We start from the raw sequence: 11,976 nt of genomic DNA, 5'->3' as shown, positions 1-11,976 counted from the left end.
GGGCTTGCTCGCGAAGGCGTCGTGTCAGTCGATATCTTTTTAACTGATACACCGCTTTCGCGAGCAAGCCCGCTCCCACAGGGGGGATGTGCTGTCATGCCGGATTCATCATCCCGTGCTTAAGTTTTCCTTTTTTCAGGGAGAACACGCATGAGCGATTTCAATCCGGGGCGTCGGCGGGTCATGCAGGTGGTCGGTGCCGGGCTGCTGATGCCGGGGCTGGCGCCGGCGGTGATCGCGTCGGTCAAGGATCGGCCGCAACTCACCGACGGCGTGCAGTCTGGCGACCTGCAAGGCGACCGCGCGATGATCTGGAGCCGCAGCGACCGTCCGGCGCGGATGGTGGTCGAGTGGGACACCCGTAGCCAGTTTCGCCACCCGCGCCGAGTAGTCTCGGCACTGGCCGATGCGCGCACCGACTTCACCGCCCGCGTCGAACTCACCGGGCTGCCCGCTGATCAGGCGATTTTCTACCGGGTGTATTTCAAGGACGTACAATCCGGCGTCGCCAGCGAGCCGTGGCTCGGCCATTTGCGCAGCGCTCCGAAGGCGCGGCGCAATATCCGTTTCGTCTGGAGTGGCGACACCGTCGGCCAGGGCTTCGGCATCAACCCGGACATCGGCGGCATGCGCATCTACGAATCCATGCGCCTGCGCCTGCCGGACTTCTTTATCCACAGCGGCGACACCATCTACGCCGACGGCCCGGTGCCGGCGCAACTGACCACCGAAGGTGGACGTATCTGGCGCAACCTCACCACCGAGGCCAAGAGCAAAGTCGCGCAGACCCTTGACGATTATCGCGGCAATTATCGCTACAACCTGATGGACGAAAACATCCGCCGTTTCAACGCCGAAGTCCCGCAGATCTGGCAGTGGGACGACCACGAAGTGGTCAACAACTGGTCGCCGGGCAAGCAGCTCGACGAGCGTTATCAGGAAAAAGATATCCACACCCTGGTCGGCCGCGCGCGCAAGGCCTGGCTGGAATATTCGCCGATGCGTTTGCAGGCGGCCGACGGCGGCGGGCGAATTTATCGCAAGCTCAGCTACGGGCCGATGCTCGATGTGTTTGTGCTCGACATGCGCAGTTATCGCGGGGCCAACGACGACAACCTCGGCGCGGCGAAACCGTTTTTGGGGCGCGAGCAACTGGACTGGCTCAAGCGTGGCTTGAAGCACTCCAAGGCGCAGTGGAAGGTGATCGCCGCCGACATGCCGATCGGCCTCGGTGTGCCCGACGGTGAAGTCAGCCCGGGTGTGGCGCGCTGGGAGGCGGTGGCCAACGGTGATCCCGGCCCGGCTCAGGGACGAGAGCTGGAAGTCGCCGAGTTGCTCGGTTTTCTGCGGGCGCAGCAGGTGCGCAATTTCGTGTTCCTGACTGCCGACGTGCATTACTGCGCGGCGCATCACTACCACCCGGAGCGCGCGGCGTTTCAGGATTTTGAACCGTTCTGGGAATTTGTCGCCGGGCCGCTGAATGCCGGGAGTTTCGGTCCTAATCCGCTGGACAAGACCTTCGGCCCGGAAGTGGTGTTCCAGAAGGCCCCACCCACGCAGAACGCTTCGCCGTTTGCCGGCTTTCAGTTCTTTGGCGAGGTGAACATCGAAGGGCAGAGCGGGGAGATGAGTGTGGTGTTGCGGGATTTGAATGGGGTAGCGGTCTTCGAGCAGAAGTTGCAACCCGTCTGATCGTCAGGCCCTGCAGTCGAGCTATTATTGTTCTTAATTAATAGCTCGGACTTGAAGTTTTTGTCTATGCAGAGATGTTGACTTAAGTTGCAGTTTTAGTTTTTATTTGTTCAGTTTTTCTTGTCGCTAAGAATAAAAAGAGGTTGGTGTTTGTAGGGGCTCATAGTTGAGAGTTTTTGGTTGTATGGATGGTTTTTTAAAATGTGCTGATGAGTTTTTTGCGGGCGGAAAGATAGAGAGTGTAAACCCGCAAAAATAATGCATATTTTTTGCGGGGTTATGGTTTACTCTCGAAGCGCTACGGAGACTTTTGAAACTTGACGTGTACTAATATGTTTAATAGTTGCGACGTCTGGGGAGAAAAGGGCTAGGTTCACCCCGTCGCCTACGGAGCTTCTATACATTACACCGTCATAACCACATACTTTGACAAATTCGCATAGAAATTGGCTGGGGATATAGTCAAACGCAGCAGCTCTCGGCAGAACTGGGCGCGTCAGTTCTTTTCCTAGTTGCTCAAGAAATTCAAGGTCACTACGCAGCATAGACACTTCTACTTCATCAGGAAGTAGAAAGGGTGAAATTGTGCTTCTCGGATGTCTGAGATCTACAATTTTTAGATTTTGGGGGATTTCAATCTCGGCGATACAGGCTTCCTCACCTGTATGGGGTCTGATTTCGGATACTGCTGTGATTGATGTAGAAGCTAAGTATAAGTAAGGGATGCCCGCGGGGTTGGCCCTTCCATGTGATGCCAGATGCTTAGGTGGGGACATCATCTCTTTTGGGGGGAACGGGTTCGAATCACTTTGTATTCTTGCTCGAAACCATGGTGATTGAAGGTCAGAGTTTGGAAGTATCAAGAAGCCAAAAAGTCTTTTGAGGCGTTCGAGATTGATTTCGGTTTCTGGGAAATATCGATTTTGATGCATTAGCTCTTGTCGAAGGTCCGCCCAGCGCTGTAGAGCATCGTCTGATACCGCAGCCTCTGAGGGACGATACTTATACCTAACAAATTCTCCATCATCTAATATGTCGCTTAGAAGCTCTTTGGTGTGAGCGTTGTCCATTTGTTCATGGCTGAACATGCCCCAGTCATTTTTTAATAATTCTACTATCCCTCTGCCGTTGGTGTCCTTTACGTAGATTCCAGTAAGCAGTTCAAAATGCTCTCGCAATTCTTTTGGTGGTAGAAGTGGTTGATCTTGGGAGAAGCAATAATTGCATGTTCCTTTTTTATCGGAATGTAGAAGAAATACATTGTTTTGTAGATGCAAATCTCCGATGCATCTGGGGCAGCAATAAGTATCCATAATCACTGTCCTCGAAAATAATTGGCCATAACCTCAAGGTGATGCTGCATTGAAAGCTTTTTAACATATCCCAATCCAGGGAAGTGACCGCGTCGGTGTAAGTCTATAAACTCATCAATAGCTCGAGATCTGAAAATTTTTGTCCCGCGTCGAGACGCTTCATCTGTAAGCTTCTGTAAAGCTTCAGAAAATTTACCTGCTGGATCCGTGGGGGTTTCAAATCGATCTGATTTGAAATGATGAATATACATGCCGTTATCTTGATCGTCATCAATGAAAGTCAAGTGAATGGCCACAGCATAAGCCGGGCCGCCACTATCGGAATATTCATCACCTACGATGAGAAAGTCACCGAATCCATTGCCACCTTCATCCTCGTAAGTAATATGTAAGTCAGAGAAGAACTCTATAGGCGGATGTAAACGATTGGCACGTTTCTCAAATCCATCTCTTATTAATATTTTTTCGGAATCATTGAAGTGGCGTTGATAAAGCTTTCCATTATGTCTTTCAATAAATGCATGTGCGCAGTCTATATTTCTGCTCAGCTCCGCTATACGGCGACCATCGTTAAATCCGGCATGAATAAATAAAATTCTGCGCTCATTGAGCCGTTCGATGAGAGTTTCTATTTCTTCTGGATCTGAATTTTCGGTTAGTAAGATGCCTGCGAAGACACTGGCGTCGTGCTCATATTTTGTATTCAGGAATTCTAAGATGGTGACCGGGCTGTTTGATAGATCTCCATATTCCGGATTGACAATCAGTGCTACTTCACCGTTTGATTCGAGCACTGAATCAATGGACCTTGCAAGGCCGTTCAATGACTCTTTTACAGGTTCGATGATTGGTAAAAAACCTGCCTCTGCCATCAAATTGGCACATTCGCGTATCACAATAAGGTCATACTGTTTTCCACGAAAATACGGGTAGTACATATCCTTTTATCCCCAGTTTAAAGCTTCCGTTATAGGTGTTTTTATTGCGTTCATTAGATTTTTTTGGCCGTGCTCTTTATAAGGAGTTGTTAAGCCAAAAAAACGGAGCGAAGCAGGAATCGTTTTGATGGAGTCGGCTTGTGATGCTAGATTTCTAGTCGACTTCAAAACTTTAAGCATTTCATCGTGAACAGATGTAGACGGAATATTCTTGAACTTCTCGACTAGGGCCGAATAAATCATAGTATTAGGGAGCTTTGGAACCTCGATTTCCATCCGTGTCAAAATTTCTATGGCTTCCTTTTGTGTAATAGAATTCAAAATAGATACGGATTTTGTTCGCTCTGGATCATTAATCCCTTTTCGGATTTTAGATATTTGATATCTTTCTGTAAGTACTGATATTCCTACGAAATCAGGAATGCAAGAGTTGACAGTTTTTAAGTGTTTTTCTGCACAAAGCACTGTAACTTCTGCAAAAACTTCGCCGTATGAAGCTACTTGAATGGGTAGCCTGTCAAGTCGATCGCGTTCGGATTTTATTTCATATGCTATGGATGTACCGTTCAGCATTACTAAGTCAGCTTTGTTGTTTCCAATTCTGAATTCGTGTAGTAATGCTGCAGTTTTCAATGAGTGTGCTCCCAAAAGAACTTTTTGAGTTACTGCAGCTTTGTAAATGTACTCATTTCTGAAGGCGGTTTTCTTTAATAAGGAGAATGCTTTGTCTAAGAATTCTCCAACACTCAGGTTGCAATGCTTAGTATCTAAGTTTAGTTCTTTTATTAAACGAGCCATCATTGGGGAGTGGCCAGTTTTTACTAGTTGATGAAAAACAGCTGCCGAAAAAATCCGTGCGATAGCCGCCTGCTCATGGCTCTCAATTTGCTTCACAGATTTCCACATAAGCCCTTCTTCAAAGTCATTAACCCCAAACACCTTTGCTCTCATTCGCATCCGATCAGGTCGGAGCGTTACCTGGGGCGCAGTATAAAGCTTCTTTTTGATCCAAGCTCACATACCGATTTCTACGATGACGGATTCGTCAACTTCCCAAGAAATCTACGGTTTCAATGCTGTCGCGGCCACTAAATCTGCTGATTTGCTGCAGAAAATGCAGATTGGAAAAAACGCCACGGGAATGCGCGGCGATTTTTTTAGAGCTAGACGCGACCCTAATCAGTTCTGACTCTACGCATTTCTGGCAGAAGAGTAGTAAGAGGACGCTTGAGACGTCAATAAACATCCCGGCGATAGCGGCCCTGTTCGATCAGACGTTCGACTTCGGCGGTACCGAGGATGTCGTTGAGTACCTGATCGACGCCAGAAGCCATGCCCTGCAGGCTGCCGCAGATGTAGATCACCGCACCGTCAGCCAGCCATTTCTTCAGTTCGTCAGCGGATTCGCGCAGACGATCCTGCACGTAAATCTTTTGCGCCTGATCCCGCGAAAACGCCAGGTCCAGCCGCGCCAGATCACCATTGATCAACCACTCTTCCAGCTCCGCCCGGCAGAGGAAATCGTACTGACGATTGCGCTCGCCGAACAGCAGCCAGTGACGCTGCTGACCGTCGGCGATGCGTGCTTTGAGCAGGCTGCGCAATCCGGCGAGGCCGGTGCCGTTGCCCAGCAGAATCATCGGCACCGGTTCGTTTGGCAAGTGGAAGCCACTGTTGCGCCGCACGCGCAGGCTGATGCTGCCGCCCACGGGCGCATGTTCGGTCAGCCAGCCGGAGCCGATGCCGAGGCTGCCGTCGCTGTGTTGTTCCTGACGCACGATCAGTTCCAGCACGCCGTCGGCGGCAATCGAGGCAATCGAGTATTCGCGCATGGCCAGCGGCACCATCGCATCCACCAGCGCTTGTGCATGCAGGCCGACCAGATGCGCGCGATGCTCGGGCAACTGGCGGCTGGCGAGGGCGACTTCCAGTGGCTCTTCGAGGCCGTTGATCTTCACCGTGGTTTCGCCACGAATGCCGAGGCCGTCGAGGAAGTGTTCGATGGCCCACGGGCAGTTGCGCGGCAGCACTTCCACCAGGTCGCCGGCCAGCCAGCTGCTGGTGCTCGGCGCCTTCAGGCCCAGCAGGTACACCGGCGCGCCGCTGCTGTCGGGGTTCATCAGTTCGCGGCTGACCAGCGTCCAGTTGTCGTAGCTCGGCGCTTGCCAGGTGTCGACCGGCGCTTGCCCGGTCAGCTGTCCGAGCTGGGTTTGCCAATGACGCAGGGCGTAGGGGTCGCCGCTGTCGACTTCGACCGGGGCAAACAGGGTCTTGCCGCCGTGCTCGCCCAACCACTGATGCAGGCGTCGGGCGAAGCCGCAGAAATTCTGGTACTGGCGGTCGCCGAGGCCCAACACCGCATAGTTCAGGCCGTCGAAGCTTGCAGCGTTGCTCAGCACTTTGCGCTCGAAACCGCGGGCGCTGTCCGGTGCTTCGCCGTCGCCGAAGGTGCTGACCACGAACAGCGCGTTATTCGACTCACGCAGATCCTGTGCGCTGACATTCGCCAGCGGCTGGACCTTCACCGGCAACCCGGCGGCCTGCAATTGCCCGGCAGTCTGCCACGCCAGTTGCTCGGCAAAACCGCTCTGGCTGGCGAAACCCACCAGCCATGCCGGTGCATCAGCGGCCGGTGCCTGAAGACCTTTGCGCGTGTCCTGAATCTGCTTTTTCTTGCGTCGGCGATCCAGATACAGCAGCCACCCGGTGATGAAAAACAGCGGCATGCACACGGCGGCGAGGGTGACGATGATCCGTCCGACGAGGCCGAAATAGCTGCCGACGTGCAGCGCGTAAATGCTGGTCAACAGCTGCGCCTTGAAGCTCTTGTCAGCGTAGCGGTCGACACGTTTGACCACGCCGGTGGCCGGGTCGAGGGTGATCTGGTTCAGCGCGCGATCATGCGGCGAGCTGTCGAGCAGGTAGAACACGGTCGCCGGTTGCCCGGCCACTGGCGGCATGCGGATGTTGTAGGCCGACAGGCCCGGGCCGGCCGCGCTGTAGATGCTGCTCCACATCGCCGCATAGTCGGCGGTCGGTGCCGGACCTTCTGGCGCGGGGCCGCGACCGCCGCGCACACGCTCGTTTTGCGGCGCGTCGGAAAGCAGTTTGGTCAGGCCTTTGTTGTACCACTCGTACGACCAGGACAACCCGGTCAACGCCAGCAGCAGATACACCAGCAGGCACCAGGTGCCGGCCACCGAGTGCAGATCCCAGTTGAAGCTGCGGCCCTTTTTCTTCCAGTCGAGGGTCAGCCACACGCGCCAGCTGTTCCACTGGCGTGGCCAGCGCAGATACAGCCCGGAGAGGCAGAAGAACAGCAGGATCAGGGTGCAGGCGCCGGTGATGTTGCGCCCGGTATCGCCCATGGCGAGAAAGCGGTGCAGTTGCAGCATCAGGCCGAAGAAGTCCTGGCCCACGGCATCGCCCATGAACTCGCCGGTGTACGGGTCGAAGTAGCGCATCTCGCCACGGCGTTCGCCTTTGGGCGGGGTGAAGTAGACGCGCGCGGCGTTGCCACTGTCGGTTTCGACCCAGAGCATCCCGACTGTCTTGCCGGAGTTCGCTTCGATGTGTTCCACCAGTTCGACTGGAGGCAGGACGCCAGCGACCTGTTTTTCCACCTGCAACACCGACGGGTTCAGCGCCCGCAGGATTTCGTCCTGGAACGAATAGGCGGCACCGGTAATGCCCATCAGGGCTAGCACCAGCCCGGCAGTGATGCCGAAAAACCAGTGCAACTGGAACAGGGTTTTCTTCAACACGTCGCTCGCCTTGTCCGTTCGAAAATTGTCATCACGGCGCGCATTATGCCGTGGGTTGTCGAGAGCTTCTTTGATTACGCACAAAGGCCCCGTTCAATCTAATGAACGGGGCCGGATCTGCTGATTGCATTAACTGTAGGAGGGGGCTTGCTCCCGAATGCGTCGTGTCAGTCGATATCTATTTCACTGACACATCGCCTTCGCGAGCAAGCCCGCTCCCACATTTACCGCATCAATCAGAAGTGGAAGTTGGTGCTCAACAGCGCCGTACGGCCCGCGGCCTGGTTGGCGAAGTGGGTCGAGAAGGCTTTGTCGTAGTAGGTTTCATTGGTCAGGTTTTGCACGTTGAGTTGCAGGTCGACGTTTTTGCTCAGCTTGTAGGCGGCCATCGCGTCGTAACGTACATAGGAATCGACCATCGTGGTGTTGGCCACGCTGCCGTAGACGTCGTCGACGTAGAACGCGCCGCCACCGAGGGTCAGCTTCGGCGTGACCTGATAAGTGGTCCACAGGCTGGCGCTGTTTTTCGGCGTGTTGGGCAACTCGTTACCGTTGTTGATTTTGTTGGCTGGCAGGTCACCGCCGTCCACCTGTTCGCTGTCCATGTAGGCGTAGCCGGCGAACACTTGCCACTTGTCAGTGATCTTGCCGCTGGCCGACAACTCGATACCTTGCACGCGGGTCTTGCCGGCGTTCTCGTAGGAGGTGGTGTCGACTTGTACGCGAGCGTTTTCTTTCTCGGTGCGGAAGATGTCAGCGGTCAGCGACAGGCGATCGTTCAGCAGATCCCACTTGGTGCCGATTTCGTAGTTCTTGGTGGTTTCCGGCTCCATGTCGCTCTTGAGCAGGTTGCCGTTGCGATCCGGGGTGCCACCCAGCGGGTTGCCTTCCTGGCCTTCGCCGAGGGTGTTGCCCGGTGGCGTCGCGGAGGTCGCGTAGGAGGCGTAGATGCTGCCGTTCGGTGCCGGTTTGTAGACCACGCCGAACTGACCGGTGACGAATTCGCTGGTGTCATCACCTTTGGAGGTGGTGGTGCCGGCGTTGTTGTAGGTCTTGTAGTCGGTGTCGAAGTGGTCGTAACGCAGGCCCATGTTCACCAGCCACTGCTCGGACAACTCCAGGGTGTCGAACGCATACAGCGCGTAAGTGTTGGCCTTGGTGTCGGTGCCGGCGTAGTTGCGCGAGATCGCGCCGTTCCACGGATCGTTCGGGTTCGGGTTCGACAGCGAGGTGCAGTTGTAGCCGCTCGATGCACCAATCATCGACGGGGTGCAATTGGTGGTCGCAGCGCTGGTGCGCGGCGTGGTGTCGGTGTTGACGTTGTACGAGGACTTCTGGCCTTCCTCGCGGGTGTATTCGACACCGGTGGAGAAGCTGTTCTTGAAACCGGCGACGTAGAAATTGCCGAACAGATCAGTCTGGTTGGTGGTGGTCTCGGTGTTGCTGACCCGCGTGTTGGCACGGCGCCAGACGCTACCATTGTTGACGTTGCCCTTGCTGTCGTCCGGCTGGGTCAGGATGTAATCCTGCATGCTGGTGCCGTGGCGCAGGGTGTTCTTGATGGTCAGCGAGTCGCTCAGGTCATGCTCGATGGCGAAGGTCGCGGTGTCGGTGCGGCCCTTGCGGAAGTCGCGATCCAGACCGTAGAAGTTGCTGTGATCACCACCGGCGTACGGCTTGTCCGGGTTGGACTTGGTGCGAGCTGCCGAACCGCCGGCCGGGATGGTGTAGGGAATGCCCGAGTCCGGGGTGTCGTTGCTTTCCAGATGGTAGTAGTCGAGGTTGACGCGGGTGTCGGTACCCAGGCCAAACGCCAGGGACGGCGCGATACCCCAGCGATCGTAGTCGACCTTGTCGCGACCGGCGACATTGCTCTCGTGGCTCATCAGGTTCAGGCGGCCGGCAGCGGTGTCGCTGAACTGGTAGTTGCCGTCCAGGGTGTAACGCTGGGTCTGGTCGGAACCCCAGGTGAAGCCGCCGTCGAACGAGTTGCCCAGGTGCGCTTTCTTGCTCACCAGGTTGATGCTGCCGCCGGCTGCGCCACGACCGCCGATGGCGGAGTTCGGGCCCTTGCTGACTTCGATGTTTTCTACGGCGAAGATTTCGCGACTCTGCGAACCGGTGTCGCGCACGCCGTCGAGGTAGGTGTCGCCCTGGGCGTCGAAACCACGAATGAACGGACGATCGCCCTGCGGGTTGCCGCCTTCACCGGCACCGAAGGTGATGCCCGGCACGGTGCGCAGCGCGTCCTGCATGTTCAGGGCGCCGGTGTCTTTGAGGACTTGTTGCGGAATGACGGTGACCGAGCGCGGCGTGTCGACCAGCGGCGCGGTGTACTTGGGCGAGGAGGCTTTTTCGACCTGGTAGGACGTCGAGTCCTGCGCTTCGCCGGTGATGGCGGTAGCGTCCAGAGCGATGGCATTGCCGGACGCTTTGCTGTCGGTCTTTTCCGCGGCGAAGACCATGTGGCCAGCAGAGCCGGCGGTGATGGCGACACCAATGGCCGAAGCAAGCAAACGTGGTGAACTGACCGGCAATTGAACCTGTTGACGTGACATTTTTATTCCCCTCCCCAAGGATTTGAGGTCGCGGAATATAGGGTAAACAGGTATTCGTATCAATTGCGAAACATTGTTATTCGCGACGAATTTACATTCTTTACAATTTAACCTTACGGTTTTTGCCGATTCATCCGTCGTGCGGGTTTTACACAGCCAATAAGAATCAATACCATTGGCACCCCTTTACCATCAGGTACGATCGCCATGCTGCTGCACATCCCCGGCCTGTTCGCCAAAGCAGAAGTGCAGCGCATTCGCGAGGCGCTGGAGCAGGCGGATTGGGCCGATGGCAAGATCACCGCCGGCTATCAGTCGGCCAAGGCCAAGCACAATCTGCAACTGCCGGAAGGCCACCCACTGGCCAAAGAAATCGGCGCAGCGATGCTCGAACGCTTGTGGAAAAACCCGCTGTTCATGTCCGCCGCGCTGCCGCACAAAGTATTCCCGCCGTTACTCAACTGCTACACGGCGGGCGGCAGTTTCGACTTTCACATCGACAACGCCGTGCGCCAGCCCAAAGGCAGCATCGAGCGGGTGCGCACCGATCTGTCGGCCACACTGTTTTTCAGCGAACCCGAGGATTACGACGGCGGCGAGCTGGAGATCCAGGACACTTTCGGCACGCAACGGGTGAAACTGCCCGCCGGCGACATGGTGCTGTACCCCGGCACCAGCCTGCACAAGGTCAATGCCGTCAGCCGCGGCGCGCGTTATGCGTCGTTCTTCTGGACACAAAGTCTGGTGCGCGAAGACAGCCAGCGCGCCTTGCTGTTCGAGATGGATGGGGCGATCCAGCAGCTCACTCAAGACATGCCCGATCATCCGTCGCTGGTCCGCCTCACCGGCACCTATCACAATCTGTTGCGGCGCTGGGTCGAGGTATGAGTTTTCAACTGCGACGCGAAGAAGTACTCGACGGCGCCCAGCTCAACGCCATGCTTGAAGAAAGCCCGGCGCGTGCGGCGCAGGCGATTCTGCTCGCGGCCGGCCAGGGCATTGTTGAAGCGCAGGCGCTGCTCGGGCAGATCCTGCTCGATGGCCGTGGCATCGCCCAGGATCAACCCTTGGCACTGCGCTGGTTTGGTATCGCTGCCGGGCAAGGGCACTTGATGGCGCGCAACATGCTGGGGCGTTGTCATGAACATGGCTGGGGGTGTGTGGCGAATGCCGCGATTGCCGCGCAGCATTATCGAATCGCCGCTGACGCGGGGCTGGATTGGGCGATGTACAACCTGGCCAACCTGCTGGGTACCGGGCGCGGAGTGACGTTGGATCATGCTCAGGCCCTGGGGCTGTATCAGCGCGCCGCTGAAGCCGGCCACGCCAAGTCGATGAACCTGCTGGGGCGTTATCTGGAAGAAGGGCTGGTCTGTCGGGCCGACCCGGTCGCCGCGCGCGACTGGTACCGACGCTCGGCCGAGGGCGGAGATTTTCGTGGGCAGTTCAGTTATGCCGCAATGCTGGCTGAGGCTGGATTGATCGAGGACGCACTGGGCTGGTTGCGCAAGGCACTGGCTACAGGGAACGTGAATTTTCTGCGGGTGAGCATGGGTTCATTATCGAGCGCTCGTCATCCGTCGATTCGCCAGATGGCCGATGATTATCGGCAGCGGCTTGGGGAATTGCTCGTCGCTTGAGTCATTAAAAAGTCTTTCAGTTGGCCATTGGTTAGTTGGCTTTTCTGGTTCTTGTATTTAATTTTAATAGT

8 protein-coding genes are annotated in these 11,976 nt (G+C 55.9%); 3 read left to right on the top strand and 5 right to left on the bottom strand.

The window, feature by feature from the left end; translation table 11 throughout:
- Window positions 1–150: 150 nt before the first annotated feature.
- Window positions 151–1,692, top strand: a complete 1,542-nt coding sequence (locus VLA07_RS04265) for an alkaline phosphatase D family protein (protein ID WP_333988462.1) — start codon at window positions 151–153, stop codon at window positions 1,690–1,692.
- 284 nt (window positions 1,693–1,976) lie between these two features.
- Here the strand turns inward: VLA07_RS04265 and VLA07_RS04260 are convergent, their stop codons facing one another.
- The 5 genes from VLA07_RS04260 to VLA07_RS04240 form a co-directional block, all read right to left on the bottom strand.
- Window positions 1,977–3,005, bottom strand: coding sequence for an RES domain-containing protein (locus VLA07_RS04260; RefSeq protein WP_330207665.1), 1,029 nt, complete (start codon window positions 3,003–3,005; stop codon window positions 1,977–1,979).
- Between the two features lie 2 nt (window positions 3,006–3,007).
- On the bottom strand, window positions 3,008–3,943 hold the full coding sequence (locus tag VLA07_RS04255) for a sce7725 family protein (RefSeq protein ID WP_330207664.1): 936 nt from the start codon (window positions 3,941–3,943) through the stop codon (window positions 3,008–3,010).
- Window positions 3,944–3,949: 6 nt separating this feature from the next.
- A complete protein-coding gene (locus tag VLA07_RS04250; RefSeq protein ID WP_330207663.1) occupies window positions 3,950–4,894 on the bottom strand; it encodes a sce7726 family protein in 945 nt (314 codons plus the stop codon).
- Between the two features lie 284 nt (window positions 4,895–5,178).
- The gene (locus tag VLA07_RS04245; RefSeq protein WP_333988461.1) at window positions 5,179–7,707 is read right to left on the bottom strand and encodes a sulfite reductase flavoprotein subunit alpha; all 2,529 of its coding nucleotides are present in this window, start codon (window positions 7,705–7,707) and stop codon (window positions 5,179–5,181) included.
- A 236-nt stretch (window positions 7,708–7,943) separates the two neighbouring features.
- Window positions 7,944–10,265 carry a TonB-dependent receptor gene (locus VLA07_RS04240; protein ID WP_096795326.1) on the bottom strand — a complete coding sequence of 774 codons (2,322 nt, stop codon included), beginning with the start codon at window positions 10,263–10,265 and terminating at the stop codon, window positions 7,944–7,946.
- 207 nt (window positions 10,266–10,472) lie between these two features.
- On the opposite strand from VLA07_RS04240, the gene VLA07_RS04235 reads away from it, so the two are divergent.
- The gene (locus VLA07_RS04235; RefSeq protein WP_333988460.1) at window positions 10,473–11,153 is read left to right on the top strand and encodes a Fe2+-dependent dioxygenase; all 681 of its coding nucleotides are present in this window, start codon (window positions 10,473–10,475) and stop codon (window positions 11,151–11,153) included.
- On the top strand, window positions 11,150–11,905 hold the full coding sequence (locus VLA07_RS04230; protein WP_330207660.1) for a tetratricopeptide repeat protein: 756 nt from the start codon (window positions 11,150–11,152) through the stop codon (window positions 11,903–11,905). Before VLA07_RS04235 ends, VLA07_RS04230 begins: the two co-directional genes overlap by 4 nt.
- The last annotated feature ends 71 nt before the right edge of the window (window positions 11,906–11,976 follow it).

Source organism: Pseudomonas sp. S3(2024) (assembly GCF_036861315.1).
GTDB lineage: Bacteria > Pseudomonadota > Gammaproteobacteria > Pseudomonadales > Pseudomonadaceae > Aquipseudomonas > Aquipseudomonas putida_A.
Note: the sequence above shows the minus strand (reverse complement) of the source record. Positions and strands in the feature narration are given on the sequence as shown.